Source organism: Usitatibacter rugosus (assembly GCF_013003965.1).
GTDB classification, from domain to species: domain Bacteria; phylum Pseudomonadota; class Gammaproteobacteria; order Burkholderiales; family Usitatibacteraceae; genus Usitatibacter; species Usitatibacter rugosus.
Map to the genome: position 1 here is coordinate 238,501 of NZ_CP053069.1, position 19,408 is coordinate 257,908.

Annotated in this window: 24 protein-coding genes and 1 tRNA gene; 8 read left to right on the top strand and 17 right to left on the bottom strand. The window is 66.6% G+C overall.

The annotated features are described in order from the left end of the window. Window positions 1-23 precede the first annotated feature (23 nt). Entirely contained in the window at window positions 24-1,043 is a 1,020-nt protein-coding gene (locus DSM104443_RS01130) for a ketopantoate reductase family protein (RefSeq protein ID WP_171088879.1), read from the top strand. On the opposite strand, the gene DSM104443_RS01135 is transcribed toward DSM104443_RS01130, so the two are convergent. The 7 genes from DSM104443_RS01135 to DSM104443_RS01165 all read right to left on the bottom strand — a co-directional run bounded on the left by DSM104443_RS01135 (window position 1,003) and on the right by DSM104443_RS01165 (window position 4,962). Beyond that, complete coding sequence (locus DSM104443_RS01135) at window positions 1,003-1,596, bottom strand: hypothetical protein (protein WP_171088880.1); 594 nt, start codon at window positions 1,594-1,596, stop codon at window positions 1,003-1,005. The genes DSM104443_RS01130 and DSM104443_RS01135 overlap by 41 nt on opposite strands. Further along, window positions 1,593-1,865, bottom strand: a complete 273-nt coding sequence (locus DSM104443_RS01140; RefSeq protein ID WP_171088881.1) for a hypothetical protein — start codon at window positions 1,863-1,865, stop codon at window positions 1,593-1,595. Before DSM104443_RS01140 ends, DSM104443_RS01135 begins: the two co-directional genes overlap by 4 nt. Window positions 1,866-1,867: 2 nt before the next feature. Continuing rightward, on the bottom strand, window positions 1,868-2,056 hold the full coding sequence (locus DSM104443_RS01145; protein ID WP_171088882.1) for a hypothetical protein: 189 nt from the start codon (window positions 2,054-2,056) through the stop codon (window positions 1,868-1,870). A 159-nt stretch (window positions 2,057-2,215) separates the two neighbouring features. Next, entirely contained in the window at window positions 2,216-3,337 is a 1,122-nt protein-coding gene (locus tag DSM104443_RS01150; protein ID WP_171088883.1) for a hypothetical protein, read from the bottom strand. A 15-nt stretch (window positions 3,338-3,352) separates the two neighbouring features. Next, a tRNA-Ala gene (locus tag DSM104443_RS01155) sits at window positions 3,353-3,428 on the bottom strand. A 48-nt stretch (window positions 3,429-3,476) separates the two neighbouring features. Beyond that, window positions 3,477-4,643: a hypothetical protein gene (locus tag DSM104443_RS01160; RefSeq protein WP_171088884.1), complete on the bottom strand. Its 1,167-nt coding sequence runs from the start codon at window positions 4,641-4,643 to the stop codon at window positions 3,477-3,479. 10 nt (window positions 4,644-4,653) lie between these two features. Further along, window positions 4,654-4,962, bottom strand: a complete 309-nt coding sequence (locus tag DSM104443_RS01165; RefSeq protein ID WP_171088885.1) for a hypothetical protein — start codon at window positions 4,960-4,962, stop codon at window positions 4,654-4,656. 229 nt (window positions 4,963-5,191) lie between these two features. On the opposite strand from DSM104443_RS01165, the gene DSM104443_RS01170 reads away from it, so the two are divergent. The 3 genes from DSM104443_RS01170 (at window position 5,192) to DSM104443_RS01180 (ending at window position 6,874) form a co-directional block, all read left to right on the top strand. Then, window positions 5,192-5,584, top strand: a complete 393-nt coding sequence (locus DSM104443_RS01170; protein WP_171088886.1) for a hypothetical protein — start codon at window positions 5,192-5,194, stop codon at window positions 5,582-5,584. 127 nt (window positions 5,585-5,711) lie between these two features. After that, window positions 5,712-6,347 carry a response regulator gene (locus tag DSM104443_RS01175; RefSeq protein WP_171088887.1) on the top strand — a complete coding sequence of 212 codons (636 nt, stop codon included), beginning with the start codon at window positions 5,712-5,714 and terminating at the stop codon, window positions 6,345-6,347. A gap of 5 nt (window positions 6,348-6,352) precedes the next feature. Continuing rightward, a complete protein-coding gene (locus tag DSM104443_RS01180; RefSeq protein WP_171088888.1) occupies window positions 6,353-6,874 on the top strand; it encodes a response regulator in 522 nt (173 codons plus the stop codon). Between the two features lie 93 nt (window positions 6,875-6,967). Here the strand turns inward: DSM104443_RS01180 and DSM104443_RS01185 are convergent, their stop codons facing one another. The 6 genes from DSM104443_RS01185 to DSM104443_RS01210 are packed head-to-tail and all read right to left on the bottom strand — an operon-like array spanning window position 6,968 to window position 10,168. Continuing rightward, window positions 6,968-8,389 carry a sensor histidine kinase gene (locus DSM104443_RS01185; RefSeq protein ID WP_171088889.1) on the bottom strand — a complete coding sequence of 474 codons (1,422 nt, stop codon included), beginning with the start codon at window positions 8,387-8,389 and terminating at the stop codon, window positions 6,968-6,970. Between the two features lie 10 nt (window positions 8,390-8,399). After that, window positions 8,400-8,858 carry a glycine zipper 2TM domain-containing protein gene (locus tag DSM104443_RS01190; protein ID WP_171088890.1) on the bottom strand — a complete coding sequence of 153 codons (459 nt, stop codon included), beginning with the start codon at window positions 8,856-8,858 and terminating at the stop codon, window positions 8,400-8,402. A 35-nt stretch (window positions 8,859-8,893) separates the two neighbouring features. Then, window positions 8,894-9,124, bottom strand: a complete 231-nt coding sequence (locus DSM104443_RS01195) for a hypothetical protein (protein ID WP_171088891.1) — start codon at window positions 9,122-9,124, stop codon at window positions 8,894-8,896. Next, entirely contained in the window at window positions 9,117-9,461 is a 345-nt protein-coding gene (locus DSM104443_RS01200; protein WP_171088892.1) for a phage holin family protein, read from the bottom strand. Before DSM104443_RS01200 ends, DSM104443_RS01195 begins: the two co-directional genes overlap by 8 nt. 40 nt (window positions 9,462-9,501) lie before the next feature. Continuing rightward, complete coding sequence (locus tag DSM104443_RS01205; protein ID WP_171088893.1) at window positions 9,502-9,816, bottom strand: ElaB/YgaM/YqjD family protein; 315 nt, start codon at window positions 9,814-9,816, stop codon at window positions 9,502-9,504. A gap of 28 nt (window positions 9,817-9,844) precedes the next feature. Beyond that, entirely contained in the window at window positions 9,845-10,168 is a 324-nt protein-coding gene (locus DSM104443_RS01210; RefSeq protein WP_171088894.1) for a BON domain-containing protein, read from the bottom strand. Window positions 10,169-10,442: 274 nt separating this feature from the next. On the opposite strand from DSM104443_RS01210, the gene DSM104443_RS01215 reads away from it, so the two are divergent. Then, window positions 10,443-10,832 (top strand): BON domain-containing protein, encoded by a 390-nt coding sequence (locus DSM104443_RS01215; RefSeq protein WP_171088895.1) that lies wholly within the window; start codon window positions 10,443-10,445, stop codon window positions 10,830-10,832. Window positions 10,833-10,986: 154 nt separating this feature from the next. On the opposite strand, the gene DSM104443_RS01220 is transcribed toward DSM104443_RS01215, so the two are convergent. The 3 genes from DSM104443_RS01220 to DSM104443_RS01230 form a co-directional block, all read right to left on the bottom strand. Continuing rightward, a complete protein-coding gene (locus tag DSM104443_RS01220; RefSeq protein WP_171088896.1) occupies window positions 10,987-11,598 on the bottom strand; it encodes a hypothetical protein in 612 nt (203 codons plus the stop codon). A gap of 49 nt (window positions 11,599-11,647) precedes the next feature. Beyond that, window positions 11,648-11,866, bottom strand: a complete 219-nt coding sequence (locus DSM104443_RS01225; protein ID WP_171088897.1) for a CsbD family protein — start codon at window positions 11,864-11,866, stop codon at window positions 11,648-11,650. A 218-nt stretch (window positions 11,867-12,084) separates the two neighbouring features. Continuing rightward, entirely contained in the window at window positions 12,085-13,266 is a 1,182-nt protein-coding gene (locus DSM104443_RS01230; RefSeq protein WP_171088898.1) for an AI-2E family transporter, read from the bottom strand. 166 nt (window positions 13,267-13,432) lie between these two features. Here DSM104443_RS01230 and DSM104443_RS01235 point away from each other — a divergent pair, with 166 nt between their 5' ends. From DSM104443_RS01235 to DSM104443_RS01245, 3 genes are all read left to right on the top strand, one after another. Continuing rightward, window positions 13,433-13,699 carry a hypothetical protein gene (locus DSM104443_RS01235; protein ID WP_171088899.1) on the top strand — a complete coding sequence of 89 codons (267 nt, stop codon included), beginning with the start codon at window positions 13,433-13,435 and terminating at the stop codon, window positions 13,697-13,699. A gap of 155 nt (window positions 13,700-13,854) precedes the next feature. Further along, window positions 13,855-14,598: a response regulator gene (locus DSM104443_RS01240; RefSeq protein WP_171088900.1), complete on the top strand. Its 744-nt coding sequence runs from the start codon at window positions 13,855-13,857 to the stop codon at window positions 14,596-14,598. 81 nt (window positions 14,599-14,679) lie between these two features. Then, window positions 14,680-15,978, top strand: a complete 1,299-nt coding sequence (locus DSM104443_RS01245) for an ATP-binding protein (protein ID WP_171088901.1) — start codon at window positions 14,680-14,682, stop codon at window positions 15,976-15,978. A 102-nt stretch (window positions 15,979-16,080) separates the two neighbouring features. Here DSM104443_RS01245 and DSM104443_RS01250 read toward each other — a convergent pair whose 3' ends face one another. After that, window positions 16,081-19,344, bottom strand: coding sequence for a sensor domain-containing protein (locus tag DSM104443_RS01250; RefSeq protein ID WP_171088902.1), 3,264 nt, complete (start codon window positions 19,342-19,344; stop codon window positions 16,081-16,083). Window positions 19,345-19,408: the final 64 nt, after the last annotated feature.

Below are 19,408 nucleotides of genomic sequence, written 5' to 3' on the forward strand. Positions count from 1 at the left end.
CCGCCTTCGCGGGGACGACGAACGTGAGAATCGCCGTCGTCGGGGTGGGAGCCATCGGAGGCATCGTGGCGGCGCGGCTCGCGCTGGCGGGCAAGGACGTCACGGTGTTCGCGCGCGGCGAGAACCATGCGGCGATCGCGCGAGGCGGGTTGGCGATCACGCAGATGGACGGGCGGCGCGAGGTGGCGCGGGTGCATGCGTCCGAGCGGTTCGAAGACGCGAAGGGCTTCGATGTCGTGATCGTGGCGGTCAAGTCGCACCAGCTCCCGGCGGTGGGGAGCGGCGTGGCGGCGATCTGCAATGACGACACGGCCGTCGTCCCGATGCAGAACGGCCTGCCCTTCTGGTATTTCCACGAGCACGGCGGAGCGCTTGCCGGCAGCACGGTGGAAAGCGTGGATCCCGGCGGCAAATGCCTGGGTGCGATTCCCGCGCGGCGCGTGCTCGGCGTGGTGACCTTCATGGCGGGCGAGCGCCCCGGTCCCGGCGAGGTGAAGCACACCGGTGGAGAAGGCCTGCGCCTGGGAGAGCTGGACGGCCGCTCCACGCAGCGCCTCGAGAGCGTGGCCACCGAGCTTCGCAACGCCGGCTTCAAGTGCCCAGCGCTCGAGGACATCCGCAACGAGGTGTGGCTCAAGCTCTGGGGCAACGCGGTCTTCAATCCGATCTCCGCGCTCACGCACTCCACGCTCGCGGACATCTGCAACGACCCGGACGCGCGAAAGCTGGTGACGCAGGGGATGATGGAGATCAGCGCCGTCGCGGCGAAGCTCGGCGTCACCTTCCCGATGACCATCGAAAATCGCATCGACGTCGCGGGGCGCATCGGCCATCACAAGACCTCGATGCTTCAGGACGTGGAAGCGGGCAACGCGCTGGAGATCGACGCGCTCACGGGCGCGGTCGTGGAGCTCGGGGCGAAGGTGGGCGTGCCCACCCCCGCGCTCGAGGCGCTCTACCGTGCGGTGAAGCTGCTCGACCGCACGGTGCGCTCGGGAAACCTCAGTGTCCGGGCGGAGCGGCGCGGCGGCCTTCCGGGATAGGCGGGGGCATGTCCACGCGCTGCGGAATGCTCAGCGGATCGAAGTCCGACCAGACGCCGTAGTTCCAGGAGCCGTCGGCGCGCTCCACTTCCTCGGCGCCGCACTCCATCATCACGCGCGCAATGGTCGCGGTGTTCACGTCGCTGCTCGAGGCGTTGACGGCGATCATCGTGCCCGCGGTGCGCAGGACCTCGTGCTCGCGCTTCGGGTTTTCGTCGGTCCCGTTCAGGGCACCCAGGAGCGAGCCCGTGTACGCGCCCACGCCGGCGGCAAGGGGAATGGCGATCGGACCCACGGCGATCGCGGCGGCTGCACCGGCAGCGATGCCCACGGCACCGCCCACCACGGCACCGGTCGCGGCGGAGCCATCGGCACCCCGCGCGCCCGGGGATTCATTCCGGTCGCCGCCGATCGGGTACTGGTCGTGCTGGCCCGGCGGGTTCACGACGAACTCGCACATGTCGGTTTCCTGCACACCCGCCTGGCGCAGGCGCTCCTTGGCGTCGGCAGCGCGCGGGCCCGTGTCGAACAATCCGGCGATGATGGTGCTCATGACAGTCTCCTTTGCGCCTCGTAGGTGGGGCGCGTGGCTGTGTTGTCGACGATCGTGTCGATGCCCGAGAGCCGGGCGCAGTTGGCGCAGCAATACATGCGGCTTTCCGATTCCGATCCGTGCCCCACGATGCGGCAGCCGCAGTGGGCGCAGAGCGGCGCCAGCCGGTGGATGGCGCATTCGAAGCTGTCGAACGTGAACGTGCGGCCGTCCTTGTGGACCTCGAAGGAGCGGTGGTACTCGTTGCCGCAAACGTCGCATTTCGCCATGGTCATTCCTTCGTATCGCGTCCGGCATTGCCGCCGTCGCACGAGCCGCCGCGCTGTGCGGGCGGCTGCGAACGGCAGTCGGTATCCTCGCGCCCCGCGGCCAGGTCCTTCTCCGCCTGCTGCATCTCGGGGTGCGGCTCGCCAGCCCGCGAACGATCCGCTGTCTCGTCCCGTTCGTGCGGCAGCAACATGCGCGTGAAATTTCGGGGCGTACGCCGCGCCCGGCGGAGGTATTGGCGATGAGGCATTTGAAAGATGGTCGCAAGCCCCAAGGGCCGCGACTGCCGGAGGGATTCCCATAGCCGCGTAGTCGGATTCCCACGCGCCGGGAGGACCGGCCGTTCGCCGTTCTAGCGGAAGTTCCAGGCCCCCAGCCCGTTCACGTGCACGCCCATGCTGAGGTTGGCCTTGTCGCCTTGCGGAAACACCTCGTGCAGCACGCCGAAATCGGTGATCAAGTAGTCCGTCACCGCCGTGCTGTAAGCCGGTGCGCCGGGCGCGGAAGCCGAGCAGTAACGCATTCCCGGGTTGGCCGCGCAGTACGCATTGACGTCACCGAGCATTCGCCGGAAGTTGTCTTGCGTGATGTGCGCGCGAAAGAAGCGCAAGCCGGACCAGGTCGTGCCGGTGAAGGTCCCCGAGTAGGGCGAGACCGTCGCGTACTTCGACGTCGCGACCATCGGCGTGGACACGAACGGTGTCGCCACATCGTGAGCGATGAAGCCCGTACCCGTCGGGTCGGACGGCCTGTAGCGATTGTCGAAGACGCCCAGCAGCAACGCGAAGGTCTTGCCGGACCGGCGGTCGAGGAAGTATGCGAAGAAGTTGACCTGTCCCACGGGCACGATCCCGGCGGGCGCGTCCGGATCCAGCACCGATTGGAACCAGGGGATCTCGATGCCTGCTTGCAGCACGAAGTCCGTGCCGGGGCTGGCGTCGTAGATCGACGGCAGCTGCGTCGGATAGAAGCTGTAGCCGTAGATCGAATGCGCGCCGCCCCCCGTGATCGGCAGGCGCGGGAACGTCCAGGTGTTGATGAAAGAACCGGCGTCGTAGCAGTGCAGCTGGAAGCCGGATGAATTGTCCGGGTTCGCCTCGGGAAAGCTTGCGCGCTGGTACGAGGCCGCCGGTTCGGGAACGGTCAGTCCCGTGAGCGGCACGCCGCGGAACGGCGGCCACGGATAGGACTGCGAGATGTGCCCGTAGTCGATCGACACCGGCGCCGAGACCGAGTCGCCGAGGTAGCGAACGATCTGGTAGTAGTGCCCGATGGGAAGCGTCGGATGCGGCGGCTCCGCCGGCGTGACGTTCTCGGAGAAGAAGAGCGACGAGGGGTCGCCGATGCACTCGGGAGCCTGGATCGGCGTGGGGATGCCGTTGGCGGGATCCGCTGCACGAACCGGCAGCGCGCTCGACGACAAGACAGCGAGGCCCAGGGCCGCGAAATGCGCTATGCGATGGTGACGAGCCACGCGGAGCAGGAAATTTGGTGGAGTGAAAGGGGATCGAACCCTCGACCTCCGCATTGCGAACGCGGCGCTCTCCCAGCTGAGCTATCACCCCACGGTGAGCCGCGAATTATAGCGGAAAGAGGGCTTTTTCGGCCAGTTCCTAGAGCGGGGCGCAGAAGGCGGGGCCCTCGGAGTTCCACGACGTATTCGTCATCGCATCACGCACGCCCTGGCTCACCGCGAAGCGGTGGTTCGCGCCGTTTTCGCCGCTGTAGAACCGCGCGACCGGCGTGGTGCCCGCGCCGCAATCGCCGTTCACCGGGGCGAGCGCATAGAAGGCCGTGCCCTGGGATGCCCAGCCCGTGAAGGCCTTGCCACCCTGGCGCTCGTTCGCCTCCATCGACTTCAGCATCTCGCAGTCGCCGTTGCTCACCGAATAGAAGTGCGAGTTCGAAGACGCGAGGTAGTAGTGGCAGGCAGGCACGGCGTTGGCGGGCGCGACGTTCGCGTTCATCCATACGCTGAAGCCTTCGCCGGTGCGGCGCCAGCCGGAGCCCGGCGTTTCGAGGCGATTCACTTCGGCGGGATCGGCGGTGAGGTAATAGTGGCCGCTGGCTTCCTCATAGAACTCGGCCGTGCGCGCTTCGCGACGCACTTCGATCGTCTTCGCGTACTGGAGCGTCACGCCATTGGCGCCGCGCGGCGTTCCGTTGAACTGCAGCGTGTAGATGCCGGGGGCGAGGCCTTGGACGGGAACCGAGGCATAGGGCGTCGTGCCTGCCGGGCCGGGGCCACCCGAGCTCGTCGGGTAGGCGGGCTCGTATTCGAACGCGACGCGGACCACGGAACCTTCGACCGTCGCGCGCAGGCTCATCGGATACACGTAGTACGCGCTCGAGAGCACGGCGTTCCAGTTGGCGTAGGAAAACGGCTGCGCGGGCGCGGCGTACGCGTCCGGCTGGTAGGGCGCGGCGACCACGAAGTAGCTCGTCGCGTACTTCGGCGGCGCGTCGTCATGGCCCAGCGTGCGCATGCGCATGTTCGCGGTGTAGGTGCCCGGGGGCAGGCCGCCCACGTCGATCGGCGACGCGCCGAACGCGCCGCTGTAGTAGAAGCCGTCGGAGAGGTCGAGCTCGAAGTTGAGCATGTTGCCCTGGCGCGTGTAGCTCGCGGTCGGGATGTACGGGGGCCAGCTCGTGCCGTTGGGCTTGAGCGAGATCACCTCGCCGGCGGTCGGATACGGCGACGTCGGGTCCATCGAAGCGGCGTGGGCGGCCGTCGCGCAGAGGCAGGCGGCGGCAAGCGTGGAGAGCAGGGTGGATTTCATGGTCGTTGTCTTATCGGGGCATGGGGTTGTCGCCCGCGAGGTAGCCGCGTGCGAGCTGCATGTCGGAGTCGTACTGGGCGCGCGCCTGGGCTTCGCAGGCACGGCGATCGGTGGCGGACTTGCGGCACTCGTCGCGGGCTTCCTTCAGCGCGGCACCGGCTTCCTTCTTGAGGGTCTCGAACTTCTTCTGCGGCGTGTCGGCCGGCTGGTACCAGCGCGCCGGGTCGCCCGCTTGCACCGCGGGGTCCTGCGCCTTGGCCGAAAGGCCGTAGCAGCCGATGGCGACGGCGGCGGCGAGGAAGAGGGTGTTTCGGTCCATCGTTTTTCTCCGGTTTCTTCGCGCCCAAAGTCGGCGCTACCGGACTCCACGATAGGCAGGCGGGCTTCGGCGGGGCATCCGACCGGTGCTGATGCGCAGGTCGGCCCACGCCGACCCCGTGTAGGACAACTCCCCGGAATGCTGTCCTACAAGCCTTTGCGCCGGTGCGGACATTGGGTCGCGCGGCCCTCCGGCATATGTAGAAGGTATGGAAGGCGACGATGGCGGCATGAAAAGAGCCCTGAAGGTTCTCGCCGTACTCGCAGCCGTGTCGCCCCTGGGGGCGGCCGCGGACGACGCCGCGCCCGCTTCGCTGGGCAAGTCGCTCCAGCTGCGCCCGAAAGCCATCCTCACGCCCAGCCCCTCCGCCATCCAGCAGGCGCCGTTCCTGATCCAGCCGGGCGAGCCCAACCTCGATTTCCAGCCCCACAACACGGACGAGCGCCTGAAGGAGATCCGGGCGTCGTGCGAGAACGGGGGGCGCTCGCTTTGCTACGACACGGACTCGGGGAAAGTCGTCTACAAGAAGACCGCCGAGTACATGCCCAGCATCCCGGGCATGAGGGCGGAGCACATCTCGGTCAAGCGCGACCGCGTCACCTTCAAATACAGCTTCAGGTAGGCCCGGAAAGGCTCATGACGGGGTGTAGGATTTGTCCTACGAGACAATCCGCCCCGGACTACGGGGCCCACCTGTAGGACCGTGATGTAATCCTTGCTGACATCCAACCGCAACCGGAAGAAAACCAATGATCAGGCTGCTCATCGTCGACGACCATGACGTAGTTCGCATGGGCCTCAAGCAGGTCTTCGACAGCCGCGTGGACATGGAAATCGCGGCCGAAGCGCGCACCGGTGACGAAGCGATCACGTTGATCCGCAAGGAACCGTTCGACGTGGCGCTGGTGGATCTGTCGCTGTCCGACATGTCGGGCGTGGACGTCCTCACGCGCGCCAAGGCGATCCGACCGGAAATGGCCGTGCTCATCGTGAGCGGCTATCCGGAAGACCAATACGCCATCAACATCCTCAAGGCCGGCGCATCGGGATTCGTCCCGAAGGACGCGCCGCCCGAGAGCCTGGTGAGCGCGGTGCTCGCTGCCACGCAGGGCCGCCGGTACGTGAGCCCGCGTGTCGCCGATCGCCTCGCGCAGGGCCTCTCGGGGCACGCGGCCGACCAGCCGTCGCACGCCGCGCTCTCCGAGCGCGAGTTCCAGATCTTCTGCAAGCTGGCCGGCGGACAGAGCGTGTCCGACATCGCCAAGGAGCTTTTCCTCAGCGTGAAGACCGTCAGCACCTACCGTTCGCGCATCCTCGAAAAAATGAATTTCAAATCCAACGCGGACATCACTTATTACGCGGTGAAAAACCAACTGATTGCGTGATCCCGATGATCCATAGCCAAACCCTCAATGTTCCCCGCAGGCCCTGGCTCGCGACGCTGTTCGGCGCCGCCGTGCAGGTGAATACCGAGCCCGGAAGGGACTTCATGAAGCTTTCCCCCCAGATGAGCGACGATTCGGAGCTGTCCCAAAAGCCCTTGCAGGCGCTGGTGGTCGAGGACTCGCCCGCCATCGCCGAGCGACTCGTGGAGATGCTGAACATCCCGGGCCGCGTCGAAGTGGTTGCCACCGCAACGACGGAAGCCGAAGCGGTCGCCGCTTGCGCAGGGCGCGTCTTCGACATCGCGGTCGTGGATCTCCAGCTCGCGCAGGGCACCGGGTTTGGCGTCATCCGCCGCCTTCGTGCCGATGCGGGCCGCCACACCACGATCGTCGTGCTCACGAACCATGCGGTGCCGGCGCTGAAGGTCGCCTCCTTCGAGGCGGGAGCCGATCACTTCCTGGACAAGAGCAAGGACTTCCCCGCCGTTCCGCGGGTCGTCGAAGAGCTCCTCTCCGAACGCCAGTAAACAGCAACGAATAAAGGGGTCAGACCACTTCATTCGTCTCGGTTCAACCCGGCGAGGGCCGGGCAACGAGGCGAATGAAGTGGTCTGACCCCTTTATTCGTTCTGGCGGGTGAGGGTGGCGTCGAGGGCTTCGGAGAGGCGCTGGGGGACGAAGGCGCGCACGGCGGTGCCGGAGCCGGGACGCGAATCGATGTCCATCCGGCCGCCGACGGCGCGAAGGCGCTGGCGCATTCCCTCGATACCGTACGAGTCGCGAGCCGCGACCTTCACGTCAGCCATCCCCACCCCGTCGTCACGCACAGTGACGCCGATGCCATCCGTCATGCGCTCCAGCAGGATGTCCACGCGGCCGGCGCGGGCGTGGCGGACGATGTTGGCCATCGACTCCTGCACGACGCGATAGAGGGCGATCTCGACGTCCGGTGAGAGGCGCTCCACGTTGCCCTGCACGTCCAGGTTGCAGCGCAGGTTGGCGGCCTTGCACGCCTCCTCGACGTGCCAGCGCACCGCGGGCACCAGGCCCAGGTGGTCGAGCAACGAGGGGCGCAGGTTCTCGATGATGCGGCGCTTCACGTCGATGCCGGAGTCGAGAAGCTCGGTCAGGCGCGTGAGCCGGCGGGTGACCTCGCCATCGTCGTCGCACTTGCCCGCGAGCCAGTTCACGTCCATCTGCGCGGGCGTGAGGAAGCGCGAGAGCTCGTCGTGCAGCTCTCCGGCGAGCTTGGCCTTCTCCGACTCCGACTGCACCTGCAGGAATTCCGAAAGCGCGGAGAGCTGCGCCGTGCGCTCGTCCACTTCGCGCTTCATGCGCTCGGCGAAGGAGGCCTGGATCTGGGCGTTCTCGCGCGCACGGCGCGTGTCCCGGATGAGCACCAGGGCGAGCAAGGCGATGAGCGCCGCGTTGAGCCCCACGACCGCGAGGATGCCGCTGCGGCTGGCGTCCAGCGAATCCTCCCAGCGCGCGGCACGGTCGGCCAGCGCCGCGGTGTTGCGCTGGGCCATGGATTCGAAGGCGGCGGTGGTGCGCGCATCGAGCGCCCGGGAGTCGGTGGAATCGAGGAGGGCGAGGGCGCCTTCGAAATCGCCGGTGTCCGCGCGCTCGAGGCTCGAACGCATCGTCGCCATCTTCAACGCGATGAGCTCGGTGAGCGCGGCGAGCATGTCGCGTCCCGGCTTGTCCTCCGCCGCGAGATCGCGCGCCTGCGTGGCGATCGAGGGCAGCGCCGTCACCGCCTGGTCGTACGGCGATCGGTATTCGGGTTTGTGCGTGAGGAGGAATCCGCGCTGCCCGGCCTCGGCCTGCGCGAGGTTCTTCTGCAGCTCGAGCAGCTTCGACTGCAGGCCCATGGACTGGCCCAGGTCGTTGCGGGTGCGGTTGAACGAGCGGGAGGAGAACTCGGAGACAGCGAGGATCGCGCCGGTGACGATCAGCGCGACAAGAAGCGGAAACCAGTACTTCGTCGGAAGTACTGGTTTCGCCGGCTGCTGCAGGTTGCCTTCAGGTTCGCGGACCAAAATTTCGCGGTCAGTAGCGCGCGATCCGGCCGTCGGCGATGCGCACGCGGTCGCCCACGCGCAGGTCACCCACGTAGTCCATCATCTCGCTGCGCGTGCCGCCGTTGTCCATGCGCACGTCGACGCGATAGCCGACTTCCTCGCCCGTGTTGCGGCGCTTCTCGACTTCGTTGCCCACCACCGCGCCCGCGACCGCGCCACCGACCGTCGCCGCCGTGTTGCCGCGGCCGCTGCCGACCTGGTGGCCGAGGACGCCGCCCACCACGCCGCCGATCACCGCGCCGGCGCCGGAGGCCTTGCCGTCATTGGAGATGACCGTCTCGATGTTCGTGACGCGGCCATACTCGGTGTACGAGTTGCTGGCGACGGTGCTGCCGTAGTACGGGCTGTCGCTGTACGTCGGGCTGCTGCCGCAACCGGCAAGGCCCATCGCGCAGAGCGCCGCGGCGCCCAGGATCTTCAGTTTCATGTCGAACTCCTCAGTTGAGTTGAATGGAATGGGCCTTAACGCCGCCGCCACTTGCGAAAGAGCATGAGGGCGGTGGCGAAGGCGATGCGGCGAACCGCGGGTTTGGCGCCGATCGCGGCGAGCGTTCCGAGGAGCGCTCCACCGGGACGGGCCTGGATGGCATCCAGCCGCCGCGAGAGCGTGGCGCGCTGGAGCTCGCACGAGAGCTCCACCAGTTGCCTGCGCTGCTCGAGGATCGCGAGATCGTCGACGCGAAGGTCAATCATCGCCACCCTTCAGCGCCGCCTCGTCGCGCGCGAGCGTCCCGAGCGTGGAAGCGAAGGGGATGCGGGTGCGCTTGCGCGAGAGCGAGAACCAGCAACCGCCCGCCCCCGCCAGGAATAGGAGGCAGAGCACGCCGAGCGCGCTCTGCCGGTACTCCTCGGGAAGGGCCAGCACCAGCCAGACCAGTGCCAGCATCACCCCGAAGACTGCGAAGAACAGCGCGGCCGATGCGACGAGCATTTGCCGGACGATCCGCTCCTTCTCCTCCTGGAACTCGATGGAGAGAAGCTCGAGCCGCGTACGGACGATGCGTAACGCATCCGCCGCGACTCCCCTCACGTCCGCCACAATGCCTCCCCGCGCCATGGCCGCGCCCCGATCAGCGACGTGCGATCAGGAAACCGAGCACCGCACCGGCTAGAGCACCCACGCCAACCGCTTGCCACGGGTTCGCGCGAACGTACTCATCGGTGGTGGTCGCGGCCACCTTGGCACGCTCGGTCACTTGCGTGCCGACGTCGGACAGCTTGACGCGGGCCGAGTCGATCGACTCCTGCACACGGCTGCGAACTTCGTTGATCTTCCCTTCGCCCTCGGTTTGCACGGTCTTCAGCAGCTCGTGGGCATCATCGACCACGTTCTGGAAGTCGCGCGCGATGGGGGTCTGGGAATTCGTCGGGCGGGCAGTTTGCATTTCGGCTCCTTGGATCGAGAACAGTTGCTTAGCGGGTCGTCTGCTTCAGCGTGATGTTGTTGCGGACCGACTTCACGCCCTGCGTGCTGGAAGCGAGCGCGACGGCGCGATCGATTTCGGCCTGGCTGTCGGCGTAGCCGGCGAGCTGGACCGTGCCCTTGAACGTCTCGACCTGGATGTCGCGGGCTTTGGTCATCGGGTCATCGATCAGCTTGGACTTCACTTTCGTCGCGATCCAGGCGTCATCGACGACGTCGCCCGTGCTCTTGGTGGTGGACGTACCCGCGCAGGCGGCGAGCGTGAGGCCGACGAAGGCGGCGGCGGCAAAGCTGGAAAGTTTACGGACGTTCATGGCGTTCTCCTGTTGATCAAAGAAAGGTGGATGGAATCCTTGGGGGCGCGAGATCACGCCACACCCCGACAGCGTAGGTCCCGACCCGTCCCGCCAATGTCGGCGCCGGTGCATGGGCCGGGGTACAAGCTCCGATTCCCGCGTGGGATTCCACTGACAGATCGCAGGAGCCTGCGGATTCCGACAGGCATTTCCGAATCTGGCCGACGGCTGGGGCGGCGTGATTGGGGTCAAATCGTGCGATCCACCCTTATTCAATCACCAGGAGATCCGCATGAACCGCAAGCCCGCAGTTGCAGCGGTCGCCATCGCGTTGGGCGTTTTCGCGCTCGCCGCTTGCGATCGCAATGAGATGAATGCCCGAACCGATCGCGCCGCCGCCAAGACCCAGGCCGCCGTGGACAAGGCCGGCGACAAGCTCGCCCAGGCCGGCAACGCGATCGAGAAGACCGCCGAGGAAGCCGCGATCACCGCCGCGATCAAGACCGAGCTGGTGCGCGACCCCGAGCTCTCCGCGCTGAAGATCGACGTCGATACCGTCGGCTCCACGGTGACGCTCACCGGCACCGCGCCCACCCCGGCCGCCGCCGAACGCGCGCAGCGCATCGCGATCGCGCAGAACGGCGTCACGGAAGTCCACAACAACCTGTCCTTGGGTGGCTGATGTGATTCGATGACGAGGCAAGCTCGTCATCGAACCCCGCAGCCCGCGGGAGCGAGAGCAGCAAAGAAAGAGGGCCTGTCCTAGGACAGGCCCTCTTTCTTGGTAGCTGCGGACGGGCCGCCCTCCGATAGAGAGCGGACCCTCCGATCACCGGTTACTTGCCGTACTTCAGCTTCGCCTGGGCGACGCAGTTGTCCTTCGGCTGGCCGGACAGGGCATCGCACTTCTCCTTCGCGACTTTGTACTCGGCGTCCTTCTTGTCATCCACGGCTTCGCGCTTCGCGTCGGCGATCTTCTCCGGCGCCTTCGACTCCTTGTTCACGAGCGTGGTCGACGGGTTCGCCGTCTGCGTGGCGACGGTCTTGGAGACCTTCGCGTCGGCCTTGGCCTTGGTGAACGCGGCCTTGGCTTCCTTGTTGCAGACGTCCTTGTCGTTGCCCTTCAGGTCGTCGCACTTTTCCTTGGCGACCTTGTAGGTGGCATCGGCCTTGGCGACACGGAGGTCGTACTGGTTCTTCTCCGTGGGCTTGTAATCGGCCTGGAGCTGCTTCTCGGCGATCTCGTGCTCACCCTTCACTTCCGCCTGGCAGATGTCCTTGGCGTTGCCCGACATGCCCTTGCAACGGTCCTTCATCGCCTTGTAGTCGGCGGCGACTTTGTCCTTCTGGGCTTTGTAGTCGGCGTCGCTCATCGCGGCATTCGCGGCGAAAGCGGTGCCAAAGGTAAACGCCCCTGCCAGGGCCGCGACGATCAGTTTCGTTCTCATGATGATGGGTTCCTCTCGGTGTGTGTGTGGTGATGAATTGCGGGTTGAATTACTGCAGCCAGTTTTCGCGACGGGCGCGGGCTTCGAAGTCGCTGATCTGCTTCTCGGCCTCGTCCTTGCTGATGCCGTAGGTTTCCTGGATCTTGCCGGCGAGCTGTTCGCGCTTGCCGCCGATCACGTCGAAATCGTCGTCGGTGATCTTGCCCCACTGCTCCTGGGCTTTACCTTTGAGCTGCTTCCAGTTGCCTTCGATGCGATCCCAGTTCATGTGCATGCTCCTTAGAAGAGGCTGTGGTTCGATGGATTCCGAAGCGCGCGGAAAGTCCGCGAGCCTGCCGGAAAATTCTGGGTTCTAGCGGCGGTCGGGGATGTAGGTGCGGACAGGGCGGGTCGTAGGTCGGCGCCCAATCCGGTGTAGCCGGACTCCTACGTCATGGATGGGCCCCCGATGGAAGCGCTCAGGGGAGACGACGCGAAGGATTGCCTTCAGTCGGCGGGGACGGCCACCGGCGGCGTGGGGGCCGGAGGGCTGCCGGAGAGGAATTCGCGCGCGGGGGCAAAGGCTTCGACGTGGTCGCAGACGCTCTTCATCATCGCCACGATCGGCGCGGCGAGCACCAGGCCCCACGCGCCCCAAAGCCAGCCGAAGAAGAGGATGGCGACGAAGAGCACCGTGGCGTTCACCTTCGAGACGCGGCTCTGCATGAACGTCATCAGCACGGTGCCGATGGCGAACGACAGCGCCAGCGTGATGCCGCCGATCGTCAACGCCGAGCTCATCGAGCCGAATTGCAGGTAGGCGGCGGCGGAGCTCAGCGTCGTCACCAGCGCCTGCCCCACGTACGGGATGAAGTGGAGGACGCCGGCCAGCACGCCCCAGAGTGTTGCCTGCTCCATGCCCATCACGGCGAACGCGATGCCGGTGCAGGCCCCGATGAGGACGTTGGCCACGACCATCGCGCCCATCTGGCGGGTCACTTGCGTGTCGATGTCGTCGAGGATGCGAACGGTGATCTTCTTCCGCGCGAACGAAGGCCCCACGATCTTCAGCAGCTTCCTCTTGAAGGTCTCATCCTCGGAGAGCACGAACCACGTGAGGAGGAAGACGAAGAGCGCCTGGCCCGCGAGCAGCACGACGGCCATGCCCTGCGTGACGACGTATTCCTGGACCCGCGTGCCGAGCGTGGGGGCCGCAGCGGGCGCGGAGGGTGCGGAGTTGCCGGAGGCGGCCGCGGCTGCGCGGTCCAGCTCCTTGGCGGTCTCGCGCATCTGGGAGAGCGGTCCCGGCTTGCTGCCGCGCGTGTCCTGGAGCGCCACGCGCACTTCGCGTGCGGCGCGCGGCAGCGTCTCCGTCAGCTTCACGAGGTCATCGGAGAAGGCGTAGATGCCGAGGCCGATGACTCCCGCCAGCGAGATGACCGCGGCCGAGGCCGCGAGGCCTCGAGGAATGTGGAAATTCACCATCGCATCGACGACCGGCCGCAGCACGTAGGCGAGCGTGATGGCGAGGAGCAATGGGATGAAGAACGCGCGCGCGAAATAGAGCAGGGCGATCGTTCCGAGGGCGACGATCATCCACACCGCGAGCACGAGGGAGAAGGGAACGGCGTCCGCGGGTTCCGGGCGTATTTCCGTCGGCGGGACTTCGCGGGGCGGGGGTGTTTGCATGGTCCCGCCATTTCACTCTGTAAGACAGCCGCGCCGCATCGGTAAAAAACGCTAAGTCTTGTCGGCGCCGTCCTACTCTCGGCCGTGGCGAGTTCCGATGGCTCGCCGTGGAGGCGACCGCCAACATGGCTCCAGGTTCCAAAACTCGTCCCAGGGAGGGAAAGCCATGAAACTGTTCGATCGCGTGATGCCCGTGGCGTTCCTTGCCTGCGTTGCACTCACTGCCTGCAACGATCCGGCCCACGACGGCTACCCGACGACCCCGGCCGTGGCCAAGGTCGAAGCCGTGGCCGCGCCCACGCCGGCACCCCAACCCGCCACAGCCGTCGAAAAGGCCAGGGAACTCGCTGCGCAGACCCGCGGAGCCACCGACGGCGGCCTGAAGAAATCCTCCCTGATCGTGCCCAAGTCGCCGAAAGTGATCTGGGTATGAACTGGATGAGACGCGGGCGCCCGGGGCCCCGACCCCGCTCCCAGCCGGTCACCTGCCGGTAACAAACGGCAACAACGGGTGATCAAGGGTCACCGGGACGGGCCGTCCCGGGGCGTAGAGTATCCTTCGGGTCAAATCTCCCGAGGGAGCACAAGATGCAGGTCGAAGCCGTTTCGCGCACCCATTCCGGTGCCGCACCGCAGCTGCGCCGCTCGCGCGTGCTGCTCGTCGAGGACAACGCCCGGCTCGCCGCGTCCATCCGCGAATATCTCGAGAACCACAACCTCGAAGTCTTCATCGAGGGCGACGGCATGGCCGTGGCCGAGCGTCTCGAGCGGCTGCGCCCCGACATCGTCGTCCTGGACCTCATGCTCCCAGGCAAGGACGGCCTCACGGTGTGCCGCGAGATCCGCCGTGCCGACCGCACGCCCATCCTGATCCTCACCGCCAAGGGCGAGGACATCGACCAGGTGCTGGGCCTCGAAATGGGTGCCGACGACTATGTCGTGAAGCCCGTCGAGCCGCGCGTGCTGCTCGCGCGCATCGAGGCGATCCTTCGGCGTGCCCGTACGGCGCCCCAGGAGCCGCGCGATGCGAAGCTCAACATTGGACGCTTGTCCGTGGATGGCGCCAGGCGCACCGCGGAGATCGACCAGCGTGAAGTGGACCTCACCACGGGCGATTTCGACATCCTGTGGCTCCTCGCCACGCGCCAGGGCACCGTCGTCACGCGCGACGAGATCCTGCGTGTCGTGCGCGGCATCGACTACGACGGGCTGGACCGGTCGATCGATGCGCGCATCTGCCGGCTTCGCCGCAAGCTCGCCGACGCGGGCGGGGCGGAGACGATGATCAAGACAGTCCGTTTGCGCGGCTACCTCTTCACCGGCGAAGGCTGATTGAATAAAGGGGTCAGACCACTTTATTCAAACGGCACGAATAAAGTGGTCTGACCCCTTTATTCGACCGGCATCCAGACCATGCTGCGCCTCTTCATCCGGCTGTATGTGTTCCTCATGCTGCCGGCCATCGCCGCGTTCGTCCTGTTCATGTACGTCACCGACCAGGTGATGGACCAGATGCACCTCGAGCAATCGCGGGCGCGCTGGGCGGGGGCGTTCGAGCGCGCCGAGCGGATCATCAACGACACACGCGTGCCGGATTGGCAGGGGCGCCTCAAGCTGATCGAGGAGACGTTCCGCATCGAGCACACCATCGTCCCCATGTCGCAGGCGCAGTCCGACTGGTTCATGTCGGCCGGGGAGAAGGAGCGGTTGCGAGACGGGCAGGTGGCGCTGCGCGACCGGCCCGGCGGCGGCTCGGTGTCGATGCGGCGGCTGAAGGACACGGACCGCGTCCTGAAGATCGAGTCGGTCGGCGCCTTCGAGTACGTCGTCTGGTACTACGTGACGATCATCGCGCTGGTGTCGCTCGCGATGTGCTTCATCCTCTACCGGTGGGCCAAGCCGATCTGGCGCGATGTCGAAGCGCTGAAGGCGGCGACGGCTCGGGTGGGCGAGGGCGACTTCCACGTGCGGGCAACGGTGGGACGCGGCTCGCTGGTCGAGCCGATCGCCACGGCGTTCAACGCGATGGCGGGGCGCGTGCAGGCGCTGCTGCGCTCCCACTCCGATCTCGAGCAGAGCGTGGCGCATGAATTGAGGACGCCGCTCGCCCAGCTCAAGTTCGACCTCGAGCTCGCGCGCACGAGCCACACGCCGGAGGATCGCGAGCGCCGCTACCTCGCGATGGAGCAGGACGTGATCGACCTCGAGGAGCTGGTGAACGAGCTGCTGCTGCTCGCGAGCCTGCGCGAGGCGCCGCCCTACCAGCCGCGCGAGATCGCCGCCAGGACGCTGATGGATGAAGTGATCCGCCGCGCGAAGGACGAGATGCGTGCCACGCGCCGCGACATCGCCATCGAGGCGCCGAAGAACCTGCCCGAGAACATCTCCTGCGACACGAAGTACCTGTCGCGCGCGCTCGTGAACGTGGTGCGCAATGCCGCGCGCTACGCCAACACCCGCGTGGCGCTCACGGTGGAAACCGCGGGCGAGCGCACGGTGATCAACGTCGACGACGACGGCCCCGGCATCCCGCCCGGTGAGCGCGAACGTCTCTTCGAGCCCTTCACGCGGCTGGAGGGCGCGCGCGATCGCGAAACCGGCGGCGTGGGCCTCGGCCTCGCCATCGTGAAGAGCGTGGCCGAATGGCACGGCGGCTCGGCTCGCATCTCCGATTCACCATTGGGCGGAGCACGCGTCTCGATCACTTGGTAGTTGGTGGAATAAAGGGGTCAGAACAACTTATTCGAGACGGTCCGGGCAAGAGCCCGGTTGAAGCGTCTCGAATAAGTTGTTCTGACCCCTTTATTCCACCCGCTACTTCTTCTTCCTCGCTTTGAGCCACTTGGCGAGGTCGGTGGGCGTGAGGGGCGGGCAGAGGTGATAGCCCTGGCCGTGGGTGCAGCCCTCGCGTGCGAGGAAGGTGACCTGCGATTTCTTCTCGATGCCCTCGGCGATGACCTCGAGGCCCAGGCCGTGGGCGAGGCCGAGGATCGCCGAGACGATGGCGCCTCCCGTGCCCGCACCCTTCGCCTTCGACGTCCCGCCGACATCCGCGATCAGCGCCTTGTCGATCTTCAGCACGTCCACCGGGAGGTTGCGCAGGTGGGCGAGGCTCGAGAAGCCGGTGCCGAAATCGTCGATGGCGATGCTCACGCCGAGCGAGCGCAGCTTCGTGAGCAATTGCACCGTCCCTTCGTAATCTCGCATCAGGCCGGTTTCGGTGATGTCGAACTCGAGCCACGTGGGCTCGCAGCCGGTGCGGGTGAGGATGCGCTTCAACGCGGGCATGAGCGTCGCGTCGCGTAGCTGCATCGAGGAGAGGTTCACGGTGGCGACCAGGCCGCCCAGGCCCGCGTCACGCCACGCGCGCGCTTGCTTGCACGCCTGCTCGAGCACCCACACGCTCACGTCGTGCGCGAGCTCCGGATCCTCCAACAGCGGGAGGAACGCGGCGGGCATGACGAGGCCACGGGTCGGATCGTTCCAGCGCACCAGCGCCTCGGCGCGCGTCACCGCTCCCGTCTTGAGGTCGACCACGGGCTGGTAGTGGAGCAGGAGCTGCTTGCCCTTCAACGCCCGGCGTAGCGCGGTCTCGGATTCCATGCGGCGCGTGCGCCGCTCGGCGAGCTCCGAGGAAAAGAGGCGGAAGCTGTTGCGGCCGAGCTCCTTCGCGGAGTACATCGCGGCATCGGCGTTGCGAATGAGCGTATCCGCATCGTCGCCGTCCCCCGGAAAGAGCGCCACGCCGAGCGAAGCGCTCACGTGCACCTCGTGCCCGTCCACGTTGAACGGCCGGCGTGCTTCCTCGAGAACCTTGGTGGCCACGCGTTCCGGCGCCTCGTCGTCGGGAAGGTCCTCGAGCACCATCACGAATTCGTCGCCGGAGATGCGCGCGATGAGGTCGGTCTGGCGGAGCGTCGCGCGCAGCCGGCGGGCCAGCTCCTTCAGCAACTGGTCGCCCACGCGGTGGCCGAGCGAGTCGTTCACGTCCTTGAAGCGGTCCAGGTCGAGGAACATCACCGCCGCGCCGGTGCGCGAGCGCCGAGCCCGGGAGAGCGCGCTCTCCAGCCGGTCCGTGAGCACCATGCGGTTTGGAAGGTTCGTGAGCCCGTCATGCGTGGCGAGGTACATGAGCCGCTCCTCGGCCTGCATGCGCGACGAAATATCCTGGCCCAGGCCGAGCAGCGAGATCACGCGGCCTTCCTCGTCGCGCAGCGCCGAGTTATGCCACTCGACCCAGATCACCGAGCCGTCCTTGCGATAGTTGCGGTTGACGATCGTCTTGTGCGGCTCGGGACCGTCCGTGATGTCGCGCACCTGGCGCGAGACCGCTTCGAGATCCTCCTCGTAGACGAAGCGCCAGCCGGTGAGCTTGCGGCCCAGCACCTCGGACGCGGACCATCCGAAGATCTTCTCGGCCTGGCCGGACCAGCGAACGACGCGCGACTCGGTGTCCAGCTCGATCACCGCGAGCGGCGTGTTGTCGAAGTGCGCGGAAAGAATGGAGCTGGCGCGACGCAGGTCGCTCTCCACCATCTTCTGCTCGTGGATGTCGCTCGTCGTCGCGAAGTGGCCGAGGTAGCGGCCTTCGGCATCGAGGCGCGGCGACAGGCGCACGTTCATCCAGCGGCTTCGGCCGTCGGCGAAGCGGATCAGGCGCTCGACGGCGAGCGATTCGCCCGCGCGCACGCGATCGAGGCTGGGCTGGAAGATGTTCCAGCGGTCTTCGCCGAGGAGGTCGCGCACCGTGCGGCCGATGATCTGGTCCGCGGGGCGGCCGATGTAGTCCACGAAAGCCTGGTTCACGTAGCGGTAGCAGCCCTCGGCATCGCAATAGACCATCGGCGTGGGGATCGCATCGATCACCTGGCGAAGCTGGCGCTCCTTCTCCTCCAGCGCCTGCTGCGCTACGCGCAACCGCTCCTGGCTGCTCTTGATCTCGTGCACGTCGGTGCCGACGATGTAGTAGCCGTCGAATTGTCCACTTGCGTTCAGTGTCGGCACGAGGCGCACGAGGTGCCAGCGTGCCGCGCCATTGGAGCCGCCGACAAGACGTTCGTACTCGCACATCTCGCCCTTCTTCAGGCGGTCGATGAAGGGCTCGAAGAAGGAGCGCGAAAGATCGGGGCCCAGCACGTCGGAAACGCGATGGCCGATCACGTCCTCGATCCCGAGGCCGCGGATCGTGAGGAACACGTTGTTCACGAAGCGGTAGCGGAATTCCGCATCGACGAACGCGATGGGGCCGGGAATGTTCTCCGCGAAAAAGCGCAGCCTCGCTTCCTGCTCGAGCAGGGCTTCGCGCAGGCGATGGTCGTCGTCCACGTCGATCACGATCGAGTAGACGCCGCGGACGTTGCCGTCCTGTGCGATGTCCGGAACGAGGTGCACGCGGATCCAGCGCTTGGCACCGGTGGGTTGCGTGCCCTGGCGCTCGTAGACGACCTTCTCGCCGCGGAACGCACGCTCGAGATGCGGCCGGGCAACCTCGAAGGCCTCGGGAGAAACGATCTCCTTCAGCGGGCGGCCGACGGAGCTCTCACGCGTGCCGCCGGGCAGCCAATCCAGGCCCGGCTGGTTCGTATAGAGGAAGCGCCACTCGGAATCGATGTACGACATCGGCAGGCCGATGTTGTCGTTGATGAGGGTGAGCTGGCGCTCGCGCTGCGCGAGGTCGCGCTCGACATCCTTGAGATGCTGGATGTCCATCGTCATCACCAGCACGCCGATCACACGGTCGCCGTCGCGAATCGGCAGGTAGCTCGCGCGCACCCAGCGGCCGCGGCGCGGACCCTCGAGCGTCTCGCGGTCGAAGATGAGGGACTCGCCCGCAAGCGCGCGGCGCAGATGCTCGCGCCGGCCGTCGGAGGGCTGGACCTTGAAGGCGTCGGAGACGCGGAAGCCCTGGAGATCCTCGCGCGGGCGGCCGAAGTGGGCGAGATACGCCTCGTTCATCCAGCGGTAGCGCTGATCGAGATCGATGATGCACGCCGGCATCGTGATGCGGTCGAGATCCGGCCGCAGCGCGGCGATGCGCGCGGCGAGTGCGGGGTCGAGATCTTGTTCGTTGTTTTGCATGCGTGCATTTTCCCGGGGCGGGGCGGTAAACTCTGTGCGCCAGTCCACAGGCCCCGTGGGCGAT